Origin of the sequence: Prochlorococcus marinus XMU1405 (assembly GCF_017696275.1) — a bacterium.
Taxonomy (GTDB): Bacteria; Cyanobacteriota; Cyanobacteriia; order PCC-6307; family Cyanobiaceae; genus Prochlorococcus_A; species Prochlorococcus_A marinus_AB.
Genome location: NZ_JAAORF010000001.1, coordinates 524,700 through 541,965, shown reverse-complemented (window position 1 = coordinate 541,965; position 17,266 = coordinate 524,700). Strand labels below are relative to the sequence as shown.

Annotated in this window: 13 protein-coding genes; 9 read left to right on the top strand and 4 right to left on the bottom strand. The window is 31.5% G+C overall.

Going from position 1 to position 17,266, the window contains the following annotated elements:
• From thrB to HA148_RS03075, 3 genes are all read left to right on the top strand, one after another.
• Entirely contained in the window at window positions 1-948 is a 948-nt protein-coding gene (thrB, locus tag HA148_RS03085; RefSeq protein ID WP_209130103.1) for a homoserine kinase, read from the top strand.
• 79 nt (window positions 949-1,027) lie between these two features.
• Entirely contained in the window at window positions 1,028-2,569 is a 1,542-nt protein-coding gene (locus HA148_RS03080) for an NAD(P)H-quinone oxidoreductase subunit 4 (RefSeq protein WP_209130101.1), read from the top strand.
• A 13-nt stretch (window positions 2,570-2,582) separates the two neighbouring features.
• Window positions 2,583-4,670 (top strand): M3 family metallopeptidase, encoded by a 2,088-nt coding sequence (locus HA148_RS03075; RefSeq protein ID WP_209130099.1) that lies wholly within the window; start codon window positions 2,583-2,585, stop codon window positions 4,668-4,670.
• Here HA148_RS03075 and HA148_RS03070 read toward each other — a convergent pair.
• From HA148_RS03070 to HA148_RS03055, 4 genes are all read right to left on the bottom strand, one after another.
• Window positions 4,663-5,256 (bottom strand): esterase/lipase family protein, encoded by a 594-nt coding sequence (locus tag HA148_RS03070; RefSeq protein WP_209130097.1) that lies wholly within the window; start codon window positions 5,254-5,256, stop codon window positions 4,663-4,665. The genes HA148_RS03075 and HA148_RS03070 overlap by 8 nt on opposite strands.
• Window positions 5,257-5,260: 4 nt before the next feature.
• Complete coding sequence (gene folB, locus HA148_RS03065) at window positions 5,261-5,623, bottom strand: dihydroneopterin aldolase (RefSeq protein ID WP_209130094.1); 363 nt, start codon at window positions 5,621-5,623, stop codon at window positions 5,261-5,263.
• Window positions 5,624-5,634: 11 nt separating this feature from the next.
• Window positions 5,635-6,945 (bottom strand): glutamate-5-semialdehyde dehydrogenase, encoded by a 1,311-nt coding sequence (locus tag HA148_RS03060; protein ID WP_209130092.1) that lies wholly within the window; start codon window positions 6,943-6,945, stop codon window positions 5,635-5,637.
• Between the two features lie 66 nt (window positions 6,946-7,011).
• Window positions 7,012-10,908, bottom strand: coding sequence for a translocation/assembly module TamB domain-containing protein (locus HA148_RS03055; RefSeq protein ID WP_209130090.1), 3,897 nt, complete (start codon window positions 10,906-10,908; stop codon window positions 7,012-7,014).
• 115 nt (window positions 10,909-11,023) lie between these two features.
• On the opposite strand from HA148_RS03055, the gene HA148_RS03050 reads away from it, so the two are divergent.
• The 6 genes from HA148_RS03050 to hemE all read left to right on the top strand — a co-directional run bounded on the left by HA148_RS03050 (window position 11,024) and on the right by hemE (window position 17,266).
• Entirely contained in the window at window positions 11,024-11,467 is a 444-nt protein-coding gene (locus HA148_RS03050) for a DUF2518 family protein (RefSeq protein ID WP_209130088.1), read from the top strand.
• A 10-nt stretch (window positions 11,468-11,477) separates the two neighbouring features.
• Window positions 11,478-11,885, top strand: a complete 408-nt coding sequence (locus HA148_RS03045) for a DUF4332 domain-containing protein (protein ID WP_209130086.1) — start codon at window positions 11,478-11,480, stop codon at window positions 11,883-11,885.
• A 51-nt stretch (window positions 11,886-11,936) separates the two neighbouring features.
• A complete protein-coding gene (locus HA148_RS09560; RefSeq protein WP_245151985.1) occupies window positions 11,937-12,203 on the top strand; it encodes a hypothetical protein in 267 nt (88 codons plus the stop codon).
• 7 nt (window positions 12,204-12,210) lie between these two features.
• Window positions 12,211-13,791 carry a CocE/NonD family hydrolase gene (locus tag HA148_RS03040; protein ID WP_209130084.1) on the top strand — a complete coding sequence of 527 codons (1,581 nt, stop codon included), beginning with the start codon at window positions 12,211-12,213 and terminating at the stop codon, window positions 13,789-13,791.
• 52 nt (window positions 13,792-13,843) lie between these two features.
• A complete protein-coding gene (glgB, locus tag HA148_RS03035) occupies window positions 13,844-16,108 on the top strand; it encodes a 1,4-alpha-glucan branching protein GlgB (protein WP_209130082.1) in 2,265 nt (754 codons plus the stop codon).
• Window positions 16,109-16,225: 117 nt separating this feature from the next.
• On the top strand, window positions 16,226-17,266 hold the full coding sequence (hemE, locus tag HA148_RS03030; protein WP_209130064.1) for a uroporphyrinogen decarboxylase: 1,041 nt from the start codon (window positions 16,226-16,228) through the stop codon (window positions 17,264-17,266).

The following is a 17,266-nucleotide window of genomic DNA, read 5'->3' as shown; positions in this document are numbered from 1 at the left end:
ATGTCTATTCCTGAAGTAGGAAAAAAAATAAGGGTAACAGTGCCTTCCACAACTGCCAATTTAGGGCCTGGATTTGATTGCCTTGGAGCGGCATTAGATTTATATAATGAGTTTATTTTTACAAGAATTGAAGGCGGCGGAGATAGATTTGATTTAATAATGGAAAGTACAGATGGTAATCATTTAAGAGGAGGACCTGAAAACTTAGTTTTTAGAGCAGCTCAGAAAGTATGGGAGAGTGCAAATATGGATCCTTTTGCACTTGAAGCAAGAGTTAAGTTGGCAGTGCCACCTGCACGCGGGCTTGGAAGTAGCGCTACCGCAATAGTTGCTGGATTAATAGGAGCAAATGCAATAATGAACTCTCCATTGTCCAAAGAAAAACTCCTTGAACTTGCCATTGATATAGAAGGTCATCCCGATAATGTAGTTCCCTCTCTTCTGGGTGGGCTTTGCTTGACAGCCAGGTCTTCTTCTCAAAGATGGAGAATCATCAGATGTGATTGGCACGATTCAATTAAAGCTGTTGTAGCAATACCTGCAATTCGTCTAAGCACAAGTGAAGCAAGAAAGGTTATGCCCAAGAATGTACCCATTGCTGATGCAGTTACAAATATGGGGGCACTTACTTTGTTACTAAACGGCATAAAAGCAGGTAATGCTGAACTGATAAAAGAAGGAATGTTTGATAAATTACATGAACCATACAGATGGAAACTTATTAAGGGTGGATTAGAAGTTAAGGATGCCGCACTAAATGCAGGCGCTCTAGGATGCGCAATTAGTGGGGCGGGACCAAGTATTTTAGCTTTGTGTAAAAAAGAAAATGGGAAAAGCGTCAGTCAAGCCATGGTGAAAGCATGGGAGAAGTCAGGTGTAGCTAGCAGAGCACCGTTCTTAAACGTTCAAACAACGGGCAGCCAATTTAGCACTATCTCTGCTAAGTAGTTTTACTTAGGCATTTTTAATGTTATAGTCTCAAGCTAGTACAACTTCAACTAGAATAAAAAAATTATTCATTACATAAATGAATTTAGAATCTTTTCCTTGGCTCTCATCTATCGTTTTACTGCCTTTAATTGGGGCATTAATAATGCCTTTCTTGAGTTCAAAAGAAGGAGAAGATAATTCGTTACCTAGAAATATTTCATTAATTTTTCTATTTATAGATTTTTTATTAATAATCGGCGTCCTTTTTCAAAAATTCAATACTTCAGATAGCTCTTTACAACTGGTAGAAAGAGCTTCGTGGTTACCATCAATTGGCTTAGAGTGGTCTCTTGGCGTAGATGGGTTATCTGCTCCTTTAATAGCCTTAAGTGGGTTAATTACATTTTTATCAGCTGCGGCTAGTTGGAAAATTAAGAAAAAATCTAATTTATATTTTGCTCTTTTATTAGTCCAAGCATCAGCACAGGCACTAGTTTTCCTTTCTCAAGATTTCCTATTATTTTTCTTGGCCTGGGAACTTGAATTAGTTCCGGTTTATCTTCTCATTGCGATTTGGGGAGGAAAAAAGAAATTATATGCGGCCACTAAATTCATTCTTTATACAGCCTTAGCTTCTTTATTAATACTCATAAGTGGGTTAGCAATTGCCTTGAGTGGTGATACGTTTACTTTAAATATTACTGATTTAACCAATAAACATGTTTCTGGCAGCCTAGCTTTATTATCCTATTTAGGATTTTTAATTGGTTTTGGAGTAAAACTTCCTATCTTTCCATTACATACATGGTTACCTGATGCACATGGAGAGGCTAATGCTCCAGTTTCAATGTTATTAGCTGGAATACTCTTAAAAATGGGAGGTTATGCTCTCTTGAGATTCAATGTTCAAATACTACCTGAAGTACATCTTCAAATTGCACCTGCGTTAATCATTCTTGGAATTATTAATATAATTTACGGAGCTCTAAATGCATTTGCGCAAGATAATGTCAAAAGAAGAATTGCATGTAGCTCTGTGAGTCATATGGGTTTTGTTCTGTTAGGAATTGGAGCAGTAGATGCCCTAGGAATTAGCGGAGCAATGCTACAAATGATCAGTCACGGACTTATAGCTGCAGCTATGTTCTTTGTTACGGGCTCATTCTATGAAAGAACAAATACTCTTTCTATACCAAATATGGGTGGCTTAGCAAAGGTCTTGCCAATAACTTTTGCTTTTTTCTTAGCAAGCTCACTGGCCTCTCTTGCACTACCTGGAATGAGCGGTTTTATAAGTGAAATAACTGTATTTTTAGGTATCACTAGTCAAGAAGGATTTAGCTCTATCTTTAGATCAATCACGATTCTGATTGCAGCCATAGGATTAGTTCTAACACCAATATATCTTTTATCAATGTGTAGAAGAGTATTCTTTGGCCCTAGGATTCCAGCACTAGCTACAGTTAAAGAGATGAATGGTAGAGAATTGACTATTGGTTTCAGTTTATTGTTTCCTACATTGGTAATAGGTTTTTGGCCGAAAATCGCCATAAATTTATACGAATCTTCAACCAATGCTCTCAGTCAGCAGCTTACTTTAGCTAAATTGGTTGGGTTAATCCCAACTTTAGTTAATTAAATTATCTTAATAAATGGATACCTCAATCTTTAAATATGGAGAGTTACCACAATTTAAAAAATTTACTCCCGAAAGAATAAGAAAACAATTTCCAGTAGTACTAAAAAAGATAACTGAAGAATTTAAAAACATAGAAAAAAATTTATCTAATTATTTGATTGAAAATGATTTGAATTGGGATAAAGTAATAAATCCTTTAAATGAAGTAAATGAAATTCTTAGATGGAGTTGGGGAGTTATAAGTCATCTAAATGCCGTAAATAATTCTGAAAGTTTAAGAGATATTTATTCAAAATTTCTTCCAGAGATTATAAGCTTGAGTAATAAATTCGGGCAAAGCAAAATAATTTACAATTCTTTAGTCAAGCTTAAAGAAACAAATAACTTTGATCAAATTAAAAACAGAATTTTAGATAAAGAAATTCTTGAAATGCAACATAGAGGAATTTCACTTCAAAAAAATGATCAAGAAGAATTTAACAAAATTTCAGAAAAACTTGGACAGCTGTCAACCGAATTCAGTAACAATGTTATAGATGCCAGTAATGAATGGTTTTTAATATTAAATAAAAAATCTGAAGTCGATGGCCTTCCTGAACGAGTACTTGAATTAATGGCAATTTCTGCACACAATCACTTAAAAATAGATGAAGAAGTTAATATTAAAAATGGTCCTTGGAAATTAAGTCTAGATATTCCAACTTATACTTCGTTCATGACATATGCTAACAAGCGGAGTCTTAGAGAAAAACTATACAAGGCATTCGTTAGTAGGGCGTCTCAAGGAGAAAAAAATAATTCTCAAATAATTGAAGATATATTATCTCTTAGAACTAAACAAGCTAATCTTCTTGGTTATAAAAGTTGGGCAGAACTAAGTTTGTCAAAGAAAATGGCTAAAGAAATTAAAAATGTAGAGAAACTTTTAGAAGAATTGAGAGAACCAGCATTCAAAACCGCAAAAATTGAATTAGAAACTCTCGATAAGTTTTCAAAAGCTAATGGGTTTCCAAAATCGCAGAATATTGAGCCATGGGATATTAGTTATTGGTCTGAACTTCTTAGAAAGGAAAAGCTCAATTTGGATCAAGAGTCTTTAAGACCTTGGTTCCCACTAAATGATGTTTTGAAAGGTTTATTTAAATTAAGTGAGAAGCTTTTTGAAATTAAAGTTGTTGAGGCGACTGATGAGGCCCCTCTATGGAATGATGACGTCTTATTTTTTAATATCCTCAATAAAGAAGATAAGAAAATAGCATCTTTTTACCTGGATCCATATTCGAGACCTGAATCAAAGAGAGGAGGGGCTTGGATGGATGAATGTTTGAATAAAAACAATGTTGGCAAAAAGACCCTCCCTGTTGCTTATCTCGTTTGTAATCAGACTCCACCTTCAAAAGATAAACCTAGCTTGATGAGTTTTGAAGAAGTTCAGACACTTTTCCATGAATTTGGTCATGGCCTTCAACACATGCTTACTACTGTAAATCTTCCTCAAGCAGCCGGCATCAACAATGTTGAGTGGGATGCAGTTGAACTTCCAAGTCAATTTATGGAAAACTGGTGTTTTCATAAAAATACACTTATGAATATTGCTAAGCACTACAAAACAGGAGAAAAATTATCCAATGAGAATTTTGAGAAGCTCCTAAAGAATAGAACTTTTAATTGTGGTATGGCTACTCTTAGACAACTACATTTTGCAATCACAGACCTCAGATTGCACAGTAGTATTGATAATAACGAAGGCAAAACAGCAGATGAGATAAGAAGAGAAATTGCAAAACAAACTACTATTATTGAACCAATTCAAGAAGATCACTTTCTTTGTTGTTTTAGTCATATATTTGCAGGCGGATATTCTGCAGGATATTACTCATATAAATGGGCTGAAGTTCTAAGTGCTGATGCATTTTCAATGTTTGAGGAAGCTGATCTAGAAAACTCTGAAGATTTAAAGTTAATAGGAAAGAAATTCAAAGATACAATACTTAGCTTAGGAGGAAGCTTACCTCCATTAGACATATTTAAACTATTCAGGGGAAGAGAGCCACAAACTGATTCCTTAATAAGACACTTAGGTCTATCTGGAGCTACATAATAATTTCATCGATTATTTTGTCAACCACAGATTGATTTTTTACAAGGTTTCTATGTTTATATACTTTTACTGATATTTTTTTCCCAAAATTTAAATTTGTCCACCAGCTAGGGAAAACCATCATATCCCAATAAGTAAAGAAATTTATACACTCTATATCATCAAGAAAAAAATCATTATTTGCGAGTTCTCTTAAAAACTTACTATTTATTTTCATTTCTGATATTCCTCTGAAGGGGTATTTAGGTATTAATTGAGCCATCAAAGTTCCTTTGTGAGGGGAACCTATAGATATTAATCTTCTTGTTCTTTTATAACCATTAAATTTTTGAAGCCAGTATCTACCAATTATTCCTCCCATAGAAAATCCCAAAATATCTATTTCTTTTTCTAAGCCATATTTCTCTAAAATTAATTCGTTTAATTTATTAGTCAAATCCAGAATTGAAGTCATTCCATATGAATGCTTAAGAGTTGGGGCAAAATATTCAATGCCAATATCGTCAAGTTTTGAGGTAATAGAAGAAAAAATACTTGAAGTATTCCAAAGACCATGAATCAATATAATGGGATTTCTTTTTTCCAATACTTTAATTATTTTCAAGAATTCTTACTATTGAAACCTTGCCATCGAAACCTGTGATTGGAGGATTACATTTTGTCAGGATAATTTTAACTTTAGAAAACTTAAATTCCTGATCAATAATTTCTAAAATTGCGTTTGAATATTTTTCGATTGTGAAACAATATATTTTCTTTGATTGGTCTTTTAAAATTTGAACTAATTTTGAATAGTCAATTGTTTTTTTTATGTCATCATTTATTGTACATTTTTCAAAATCAGTCCACAAATATACATCTAAATTAAATAGTTGACCTAATTCTCTTTCTTCATCAAGAACCCCAACCCTAGCCCAAAGTTTAATATTCTCAATTTTTAAAAAAGTTTCCATCTTTAAAAGTTTTAAAGATCTTTATGTGTATAGATAGCCTTACCTGATGTAAAATCATCAACTATATTACCATCACCTTTTAGGAAATATTTATAAGTTACCAAACCTTCTAGACCTACAGGTCCCCTTGGTGGAAGAGTTTGAGTAGATATGCCAACTTCAGCGCCGAATCCATATCTAAACCCATCTGCAAACCTAGTAGAGCAATTATGAAAAACACCCGCACTATCAACTACGTTCATAAATTTATTGGCAGTATTTGAATTTTCAGTAATTATTCCATCTGTATGCTTTGAACTATATTTTTGAATATGTGTAATTGCTTGCTCAAGATCATCAACAATTTTTATCGATAGAATTAAATCCAAATATTCAGTTTTCCAATCTTCTAGGCTAGCCTTATACTTTAACCCTAATTCAACTGATCTCTTATCTCCAATTAATTTTACTTCTTTAGAATTAAATAGAGGGATGGCCTTTTCTAAAAAAGCTGGTGCGATATCTTTATGGACTAATAAGGTTTCGATAGCATTACAAGCTGCAGGATATTGAATTTTGCTGTCCAAAGCGACTGATAAAGCCATCTCTAGATTTGCCTCAATATCTATAAACAAGTGACAAATTCCATCAGCATGGCCTAGCACAGGAATTCTTGTATTCTCCTGAATAAATTTAACTAATTCATTACTACCTCTTGGAATTATTAAATTAATATATTTCTCAAGATTTAACATCGCCATGCTATCTTTTCTGCTTGTTAGTAAACATATTGCATTTTTATCAAGACCTGATTCATTTAAACCTTCTTGCAATGCTTTCACTATTGAAGTATTTGTTAAATTGGCTTCACTACCACCTTTTAGCATTACTCCATTACCTGATCTTATTGCTAAAGAACTAATCTGCATTACGGCATCTGGCCTTGATTCAAAAATAACCCCTAAAACTCCAATTGGTACAGTTTTTCTCTCTAAGATCAACCCCTCTGAAAGCTCTCTTTTTATTTGAACTTGATTTACAGGATCAGCTAAATCTCCAACTTTTCTTACTCCTTCAATTCCTGAATTTAATTTATCTTTTGATAACTTTAATCTAGAAAGTAAAGCTTTTGAAATCCCTCTCTTTTCTGCTCTTTGATAGTCCTCAATATTAGCCTCTAATATTTCTCTAGAATTTTTTTCTAGATAATCAGCCATAAAATTTAAGGCTTTAATTCGATTTTGATTTTCAGTCTGACTTATTTTTATTGATGCCAAACGAACTTTATCAGCTTTTTCTAGAAGATCATTACTTGGTTGCGGAATTTCAAAGATATTAACCATAATATTTTTTAGCTAATCTAATAATAATTCAAATTAACGATTCTTTAAAGTAAATTTCTTTCTGAATTAATATCTAAAAAATAATTGAACTTGGCTTTTCCAATCACCATTAGAGTCATAAGAACCTAACAATTCTAAGTTTGGATTGGCCTGAAAAGTCAAAGTTCCAATTGATGAAAGGTCATCTCTACCTGGAACGGTTTGAAAGGCAAAATTTATTGCATCAGTAATATCGAATCCTAGTTCAGCTACCCAAGCTTGCGAAGATAATTCTTTATCGGGAGATGACTCTTCATCATTATCAATATCTAAATTTTCATTTGAAAATATATTTTTTAAAGAATCATTATTTTCTATCAAGGCTGGATATAAAGACAACTGAAATCTTTCACTAAAAGCATCCGCATTATTAAGTTGAGAAATAAATGCTCTATTTATTAAATTTGAAGAGTTACCTCCTATTAAACCGATTATTTGTGATCTACTATAATTTGGAGTACTTCTCAATTGTATTCTTTTATTTTCATCTTCAAAAGATAATTGATCTAAAAATCCTTCGTAAGAAGCTTCAATTTTGATAAGCCTTGTATTACCAATTCCAAATGCCCCAAAACCACTTGAAGTCGCATCTTCATCAAGATCTTTTGCGATATTTGAATCTTGGTTATTTTCATTTATAGGTATTATAGAGTCTGGAACTTTGCTCACTAGAGAAAAATTAATAAATGGTACTACACCACTTCTTGAGGCAAATAAAATATAGTTTTCTTTATTCTTATCAAGCTTAAAGGGAGTAGTATACAAATTCGCTCTACCTTTTTCAAGATAAATAAGACCCCTAGCATTTAAATCTTTTCCCACCCCCCCATTGATATAAAGGTCTAATTTGGTTTTTAAATGAGCTTGAACTATTTCTGAATATTGAAGTTTAAAATCTGGTCCAAGTTTTAATTTAAGATTATTAAAACTCAAATTTTCCAAATAATTTGGCAAGGTTTCTCCTAATAGAACAGAATTTAAAATTGTTTCATTTGAAATTATTTCAATATTCTTATTATTGTTCCAATATAGTTCTGGCCAATTTTTGGTATGAACTTTCCTTTCAATGTTAGTATCTGTTTTATTGTTTTGATTAGTACTATTAAAATTAATATAACCATTATTAAGAGATAAATTACCTCCTAAAACTGGCTTTTCAAATGATCCATTTAAATCTATATCTGAATCTATTAGAAAATTGAAATTATCTTTCTTTATATTAAATTTATTTGCTCTCAAATTAATCTCTGACTTGCGATAATAATTTCTACTATAAAAAGGCAAAGAACCACCTATAAAAATATTTCCAGAATCTTCTGACTTGGCTTCTAGGTTTTTAATTTCTAAAGCATCAAAATCAAAAATTATCAAGCTATTAATATCTTTAATTATATTGCTATAAAAATCAATTTCAGAATCTTTAATTGCGACAAATCCATTTAATAGAGGTTTATTTAAGGTTCCTTTTAAAATCATTCTAAGATTCACATCCCCTTTTTTAAAGGTAAAGTATTCATCAGCAAAAATATCTATTAACTCAATAAATTTTCCATTCCCAATCAATCTTAGATCTAAGTTATCTGATTTATTTATAGGTATTGAGCCTTCAATATTAATTGGGACTACGGAATCATTTATTAGAAGTGAAAAATCAATATCAAAAATAGAATTATCAAATTCAACTAATCCTTTTTCAAATATTATTGTATTATTTTTAATTGATGAATTATTGGAAGAAATTTTGCTAGAGAAAGATCTTGTATCAAGATCATAAAATAAATCCATATCTAAACCTCCAAGAAAATCTCTTGGTTTATTTAAAAAGATATTTGCAGCACTTAATGGCAAATTATTTATTCTTAAAGAACCATTACCCTTTAATAATCCTCCTTCCAAATCAATAGAAAATTCTTCTTTATTATTCTTGTAGTCATCTTTAGCTACATCAAGATAGCCATTTAATTTTGCATTCAATTTGTAATTTACTGATCTATCGCCCTGAATAGTAAGTTTTCCGTTATATCTACTTCTGAATTTATTTAAATATTTTCGCAAATTAAATTTGTCCTCTAGCACATTATTATTTTCAATAAAGTTATTTATAAAATCGATTCTCTCTTTAAAGGATTTATTATCATTATTTATTTCCAAATCACCCAAAGTATTCGATTTACTTACGGGAACAACTTTTTTATTATCAAAGTTAAAAATATCAATCGCGGTAAGAATAGTCCAACTAGTGCTTACATTGGTAAATTCAGAATTAATAAAATTATTTTTATTTGAATCATATACAACTTCAATTTCTCCCCCATCTATTGGATAAAATGAAGAATTTATATAAAAATAATTATTTTTGATGTTGAAGTCAAATAATGAATTGGCTAGATTAATATTTCCATATTTACCTAAACTCCAAGCAATACGCCCAACAAGGTAGGACTGGTCTGACGAAATTGATCCCTCACCATTAATAATGCCATCAATTTTATCGAATTGATTTTTGTTTAAAGATAATTCAAGTTCATCAAGAGGAAAATTATCGGCTCGCCAGTTATAAATATTGTCCTTTTTGACTATACCTATAGTCCCTTTATTTGAGTTGAAAACTCTTATAAAATTTGCATTATCTAATTTAAGATCGGAATCAAACTTAATTGAAAGAAATGAAGGTATTGGAGAATATTTATTTTTCATATTTAGCAGAAATTCATTATTTTCATTTTTAATATCTCCCTCCCATGTTTCTCTAATGCGGATACCTTTAAAGTGCGGATAATCAACATTAAAATTTATAGAAATATCAGGATCAGTAATTTTTCCTTTTAATTGTCCTTTAGCAGTAATAAAACCCCTTATATCATTTTTTCGGAAAATATTTAAATTAGATAATTGAGTTCTATTTATTTTGAAACTAGTATCTATATCTCCAAAATTAATCCCTCTTTTATCAAACCAATAGGGAATAGTCCCCGATAATTTAATATCTGAATTGAGGCTATTAATGTAGCCAATACTTCCTTTTAGATCAATATTATTTAAACTTTTATTAAATGGTACATTTAGATTAAAATTCGAAGTTAAAGTTCCATAATTTAATTTTTCTGAATTACCAATTAAATTATTATCCTTACAAAAAAAACTAGTTGAATCTGAATTTATATTCTCTTCGAAATCTTCTGGTTTTATTTTTACTTTAGTAAAAGTAAAACTTCCTTCACAAAATGTACGCTTTGATGATTTATTAAATTTAAAGTTAGATTTAAAGGTACCCTTTTTAAAGCTAATTTTTCTATTCCCAATAATATATTCAGAATTCTCAAGATCTAAACCACTAGAAAATAAATCAAGCTTTAAAAAGTCTTGATTTAAGTTTGTATTAAATTTTAATTTTAAAAAACCCTTTTCATCAAAATTTGATTTTACATTTGCAATGATTTGTCTATTTCTTGACTTATAAATAACGTTACCTTTTACTTTTGTTTTTAATCCTGATTTTTTAAAATTTAAAATTGAATATTTATTTAAGTTAAAGTTTAATTCATACTTTGATTGTGATTTTTTTGTAATTCGATCATTTTTATAAGATTCCTCCCTTTTGAAAAAATCTCTATCTATATTTATATCTACTTTCTTAGGACTTATTTTTACAATCCATTTTTGTTTTAAAAAAGATCTAAAAGGCATAATGCCCACATATACATTTTTGGCTGTAATTTCAGAATCTATATTTTTTTTATCATTAATTTTTGAATTACCGAATGAAATTCCTAGAAATCTAATCCCGACATAATCACCTAAATCAACATTTTTATCTAAAAGATTCTCAATACTTTTTTCTAGTTCTAATTTCCTAGAAGTATAAGTTTCTTTTAAAAAATTATTTAATAAAAAAGATCCTAAAAAACCTAAGGGTAAAAGCATCCCTAATAAAAGTATCTTAGTATTTAAATTTAGAGATCTAATTTTTTTCAAGTTAGAGCCCAAAAATAGTGTAGGCTTACAAAATATAAGAAATTAATCAGGTCAAAGCCACTAAATGTCTTTTTTTGAACTATTAGAGAACACACCTAAAATTTTTGGATTCTTTGGAATATTTCTTTTCATTTGCACAATAGCGGCTTTTATATTAAATTTTGGTTTCAAATTTCGAATAATTGGAGCAACTATCTTTTCATTATTGCTTTCTTTAAGTAGTTGGGCATTTATACAAAGTTACTCAGAAAAGGTTGTAATAGAAGGAGCAAAATATGTTCCAATTGTTTATGACAATGGGTTCGATTTGATTATCGCTAAAGCAGATGATGACTTTCCAGAAGAATCTATTGAACCAACTTTAGAACAATTATCGGAAAACTTAAGGAAAGGTAGCAGATCTGGTGCGAATGTAAAAATAAAGATAAGAAAACTTGAAAGAATTTCAGATGGTGTGAGTAAACCAGTGGTTATAGGAGAAGTTCAGAAAAATGTCACAATGAATTAGTCTTTTAAAAATGGAAAGTAAAACCTTTTTAGATTTTTTGCCAACTAATTTTAGACATGAGAAATCTTTTTTTATTCAAAATAATCTAACTGACTTTGAAAAATTAAGTAATCTTTCGGACCAAGATATAAATCAGATTCAAAGAAAATCTTCACTATGTACGTTGAATAATCTAAAAAAAATTAGAGCTATATCTATTTTTAAAAAAGAAATTGGAATTTCCCCACCGCAAGCATATCTTCTTTTACATTGCGGTATATCTTCTATTAAATCATTATCACTATCTACTCCTTACGAATTAGAACGCAAAATTGGTAGATTAGAAAGAAATCTTAGAATAAAAAATGAGACAGATACAACTTTTAGTCTCTTAAAAAAATGGATTAAAAAAGCTAGTCAAATCGACAAATCTACTTAAATCTTGGTTAAAAATTTTTTTTAATGTAGAATTTAGTAAAAGTTAGTGATAATGAAACCTTTATTATTTTTGTTATTTTTGTTTTCCAACTCTTTATGCCCTGTTTTTAGTCAATCTAACTTATTGGAAAGTGTAAAAAAGAATCCAAACGAAGCCAAGAATTTATGTAATAAGTTTAGAGAGTTTAATTCAAAAGGTATTTCAGCTAGTTCAGATAAAGCTATTGAGTATATTTCAAACAAAAAAAAGTTAACTCCCGTTAACGCAGAGATCTTTTCTATTTACGTCATAGGGCTGCACTGCCCAGACATTATCTAAATTCTAAATGTCTGGTTCAAGATGCTTTGACAAGTCTCTATTACTTAGAGATGGAGTAAGACTTATATCCAGGATTTGGTTACCTAATAGTAAGGGGCCATGGCCTGCATTATTGATGAGACAACCATATGGCAGGGAAATAGCTTCAACTATTACCTATTATCACCCAGAATGGTGGGCTTCCAAAGGGTATATGGTAATAATTCAAGATGTTAGAGGTATGGGTTCTTCTGAAGGAGTATTTAATGGTTTTTCTCAAGAAGCTAGCGACACTTCAGAAACACATGAATGGGTAAGGTCTCTAAAAGAATGTAATGGAAAACTTGGCTTATATGGTTTTTCATATCAAGGATTTACTCAACTAACTTGTGAATTAAATTCAAAACCGCCCGATTGTTTATCTCCAGCAATGACTGGGATGAATATTAAGGATCATTGGTGCTCTGATGGAGGAGCATATTGGTGGCATAACAATATTGCTTGGGGACTTCAAATCGCAGCACTAAAAATGAAAAGAGAAAATAAATTGCTTGAGTGGGAAAATATAAGATTAGCTTTAGAAAATAAAAGTTATTTAAGGGAAGGAATTGATACTTTAAAAAAATATGATCCTAATAGCTTTGTTTTGGAATGGCTTAAAAATTTAAATAATGCTCGCCCATTTGAAGAATTTAAACCAATTTCAACATGGATTAAACAACCTATGTTAATTATTGGAGGACTTTGGGATCCACATTTAAAAGGTGCCTTTGATCTTTATAAAAAATCTAAAGAAGCTGGTGGGAGCCCAGAGATTATTATTGGGAATGCGACACATCTAAATTGGTGGGAGGGTTCACAAGAATCTTTATTAAATTTTTTTGATAAACATTTAAAATCAGATGAAAAAATTAATTCGAAGAATTTTAAAGAAGAGAAAAAAATATGGAATATATCATTAAATAAATGGGAAGAATTAGATAATAAATTTCACCCTGAATTTATTTTTGGACTCAAAAGCGATGGCACAGCAAATGTAGAGATTGAAGATGGAAGTCTGACAATAAATTCAAAAGGATCAGGATGGTTCACAATTGTTAATGACCCATGGAGACCTACTCCATCTGACGGTGGTCATTTAGGTCCAAATCCAGGAAAGTTTAATAGAGGTTTTATTGATAAACGCCTGGATGTAGGTGTTTTTCAAACCAATTCTTTTGAAGAAGATCAATATTTAAGAGGAGTTCCCACGTTAGAAATCCAAGTAAAAAGTGATCAGCCCAATTTCGATATCTGCCTCTCTTTATCTCTAGTTGAAGAAGATAATGAAAAGGTGAATCAATTTTCAACAGGATTCTTAAGGGTTAAAAACTCCAAAATAAGTGAAGAATGCATTTATCAAATAACAATGCAACCAACAAATATTTGCTTGATTAAAGATAGTAAGCTTCGCTTATCTATATCTGCAGCAGCTTATCCAGCTATTGGAGTTAATCCTGGATTTGGGGAGGGAAATATTGGAGCCCCTTCAGCAAATCATAGAGTTATTACTCTTAGTTTTGGCCTTAAAAGAACATTTATGAAAATGACCCCTTTTTTTTATAAATAATTATTTTTTTGGTTAATCATTTGATATTATAAATCCTTAATATCTACCAGTCATGATCGAGACAATTCAAGCAGACTGGATTAAATCAGAAGCTATCAACCTAGAAAATTGTTGCAATGATAATCCATTAAAAATATTAGGCCCTCATTTTTATGAAGAACAATGGGTAATAAGGGTATGGATGCCTGAAGCTGACGAAGTTAAAATAAAATTTAAAAACAATACCTATAAAGCGGAAAGCATAAACCATAAATGGCTTTTTGAAGCTATCCTGCCTGAAAATCCAAATTATAATTACGAAATAAATATTTCACGTGGAGGGATCACTCATACACAACATGACCCTTGGTCCTTTAGAGAAGAGTGGATGGGAGAAGTTGATAGACATCTTTTTGCAGAAGGTAATCATCATCATGTATGGGAAAAAATGGGAGCACATCTCATTGAAGAAAAGAATCAAAAAGGAGTCATGTTTTGCATTTGGGCTCCAAATGCAAAATCAATCTCGATAATTGGAGATATAAATTCTTGGGATGGAAGACATCATCCAATGCAAAAAAGATTAGGGGGAATTTGGGAACTATTCATGCCAACAATGCAGGAGGGCGACACATATAAATACGAAATAAGAACACAACAAGGTCATATTTATGAGAAAGCTGATCCATATGGTTTCCTTCATGAAATCAGACCTCAGAATGGTTCAATAGTTTCAAAATTGAAAAACTTTAATTGGAATGATAGTTCTTGGATTTCAAATAGAGATTCTTCTAGTCAAATTAACAAGCCAATTTCAGTTTATGAAATGCATTTAGGAAGTTGGCTCCATGAATCAACAGATAATAAATATCTTGAGGACAATGGTAAACCAAGAGCCCCAGTGCCTGCTGCCGATTTAAAACCTGGAACAAGATTATTAACTTATCCAGAATTAACCGAGAAACTCATCCCTTACGTAAAAGAGAGAGGATTTACTCATATTGAACTAATGCCAATATCTGAACATCCTTTCGATGGTTCATGGGGATACCAAGTTACAGGCTGGTATGCACCAACGAGTAGATTTGGTACCCCAAATGAATTTAGAGAATTTGTTAATAAATGTCATGAAGAGGGCTTAGGCGTAATTCTTGATTGGGTGCCTGGTCATTTCCCAAAAGATAAGCATGGTTTAGCATTTTTTGATGGTTGTCATCTTTATGAACATGGAGATTCACGCATAGGTGAACACAAAGAATGGGGAACCCTAATATTTAATTACAGTAGAAACGAAGTAAGAAATTTCTTAGTAGCCAACCTCGTTTATTGGTTTGAAGAGTTTCATATTGATGGCATAAGAGTAGATGCTGTAGCTTCAATGCTTTACAGAGATTATCTTCGTCCAGATGGAGAATGGATACCCAATGAAAATGGTGGTAATGAAAATATAGAAGCCGTTAAATTTCTTCAACAGGCTAATCATGTACTCTTCCAACATTTCCCAGGAGCACTTTCTATCGCTGAAGAATCAACAACTTGGCCAATGGTAACCAAACCAACTGACATGGGAGGATTAGGGTTTAACTTGAAATGGAATATGGGATGGATGCACGATATGCTCGATTATTTTGAAATAGATCCTTGGTTTAGGCAATTTCATCAAAATAGTGTGACTTTCTCAATAACATATAACTATACAGAGAACTTTATGCTTGCACTTAGTCATGATGAGGTTGTCCATGGGAAAAGTCATCTTTTGCATAAAATGCCTGGCGATGACTGGAAGAAATATGCAAATACTCGAGCTTTACTAACTTATATGTGGACCCACCCTGGTAAAAAAACGATATTTATGGGAATGGAATTTGGGCAAAGACAAGAATGGAATGTTTGGGATGATCTGCAATGGGAGTTACTAGAATTTGAGCCTCATAAAGGTATCAGAAACTTGGTTGATGACCTAAACGCACTTTATAAAAATGAACCTGCATTATGGAAAAATGACTTTGATCCTTATGGATTTCAATGGATTGATTGTAATGACAAATCTAATTCGGTTATAAGTTTCATGAGAAGAGAAAACGATACCAATGAGTGGCTTGTTGTTATTGCTAACTTTACACCTAATACTCATGAATCCTACAAAGTAGGTGTTCCTTTGGAAGGATACTATAAAGAAATATTTAATTCAGATGGCTCTAGATACGGGGGCAGTAACAAAGGAAATATGGGTGGTAAAGAAACTATAAATTACAATATTCATGATTATCAAAATGCTCTAGAACTAGCTTTGCCTCCATTAAGCGTTAGTATCTTCAAACATCAATCAAAAAAATAAGAAGGCTCATTTAACTAAGTTCTTCATATAAATGTTCATATAACGCTTTTGCTCTGCTTTACATTGTAAGATTTTTAAGTTGGATTTTAATTTTTTTTAAAAATATCGAATTGAAAAATGGGTCAAAACTTACCGCTACTACTTTCTGCCGCATTAGGTAAAAAAGTAAATAGGCCTCCAGTATGGATGATGAGGCAAGCAGGAAGATATATGAAAATTTATAGAGATTTAAGGGAGCGTTACCCAAGCTTTAGAGAGAGGTCTGAGAATCCAGAACTATCATATGAGATTTCAATGCAGCCCTTTCATGCTTTCAAACCGGATGGTGTGATCCTTTTTTCAGATATTCTCACACCTCTTCCAGGGATGGGCATAAATTTTGAAATAATAGAAAGTAAAGGTCCAATTATTGAGGACCCAATAAGAACTCTTAACCAGATAGAAAATTTAAAAGAATTAAATCCAAGTGAGAGTTTAAGTTTTGTTGGGCAAGTTCTTTCTTCACTAAAAAAAGATGTAAATAATGAGGCAACAGTTTTAGGTTTCGTTGGCGCACCTTGGACTCTTGCTGCATATGTAGTTGAAGGTAAAAGCAGTAAAAATTATTCTTTAATAAAATCAATGGCTTTTAATGAACCAGATTTACTTCATAAACTTCTTGATCATTTTGCAAAATCTATTGGTGAATATCTTAAATACCAAATAAAATCTGGAGCGCAAGTAGTACAAATTTTTGATTCATGGGCAGGCCAACTAAGCCCAAAAGATTACGATATCTTTGCTGGGCCGTATCAAAAAAAAGTTGTTGAAATTGTAAAAGCAGACTACCCTGAAACACCAATAATTCTTTACATTTCAGGAAGTGCTGGTGTCATAGAAAGAATGGCAAAAACTGGTGTAGATATAATCTCATTAGACTGGACAGTAGATATTGAAGAGGCTTGCAAAAGAATCCCTAGTGGGATAGGAATTCAAGGTAATGTTGACCCTGGCATTTTATTCGGCAACAAAGAATCAATAAAAGAAAGGATAGATAATACTTTCAATAAAATTAAAGACAGGAAATATATTCTTAATTTGGGTCATGGGATTTTACCTGGGACTCCAGAAGACAATGCTCAAACATTTTTTGAACATGGAAAAAAACTCACTTACTAG

Coding starts and splice junctions, on each gene's coding strand:
- thrB (WP_209130103.1), top strand. CDS start 1: ATGTCTATTCCTGAAGTAGGAAAAAAAATAAGGGTAACAGTGCCTTCC.
- HA148_RS03080 (WP_209130101.1), top strand. CDS start 1,028: ATGAATTTAGAATCTTTTCCTTGGCTCTCATCTATCGTTTTACTGCCT.
- HA148_RS03075 (WP_209130099.1), top strand. CDS start 2,583: ATGGATACCTCAATCTTTAAATATGGAGAGTTACCACAATTTAAAAAA.
- folB (WP_209130094.1), bottom strand. CDS start 5,623: ATGGAAACTTTTTTAAAAATTGAGAATATTAAACTTTGGGCTAGGGTT.
- HA148_RS03060 (WP_209130092.1), bottom strand. CDS start 6,945: ATGGTTAATATCTTTGAAATTCCGCAACCAAGTAATGATCTTCTAGAA.
- HA148_RS03055 (WP_209130090.1), bottom strand. CDS start 10,908: ATGCTTTTACCCTTAGGTTTTTTAGGATCTTTTTTATTAAATAATTTT.
- HA148_RS03050 (WP_209130088.1), top strand. CDS start 11,024: ATGTCTTTTTTTGAACTATTAGAGAACACACCTAAAATTTTTGGATTC.
- HA148_RS03045 (WP_209130086.1), top strand. CDS start 11,478: ATGGAAAGTAAAACCTTTTTAGATTTTTTGCCAACTAATTTTAGACAT.
- HA148_RS09560 (WP_245151985.1), top strand. CDS start 11,937: ATGAAACCTTTATTATTTTTGTTATTTTTGTTTTCCAACTCTTTATGC.
- HA148_RS03040 (WP_209130084.1), top strand. CDS start 12,211: ATGTCTGGTTCAAGATGCTTTGACAAGTCTCTATTACTTAGAGATGGA.
- glgB (WP_209130082.1), top strand. CDS start 13,844: ATGATCGAGACAATTCAAGCAGACTGGATTAAATCAGAAGCTATCAAC.
- hemE (WP_209130064.1), top strand. CDS start 16,226: ATGGGTCAAAACTTACCGCTACTACTTTCTGCCGCATTAGGTAAAAAA.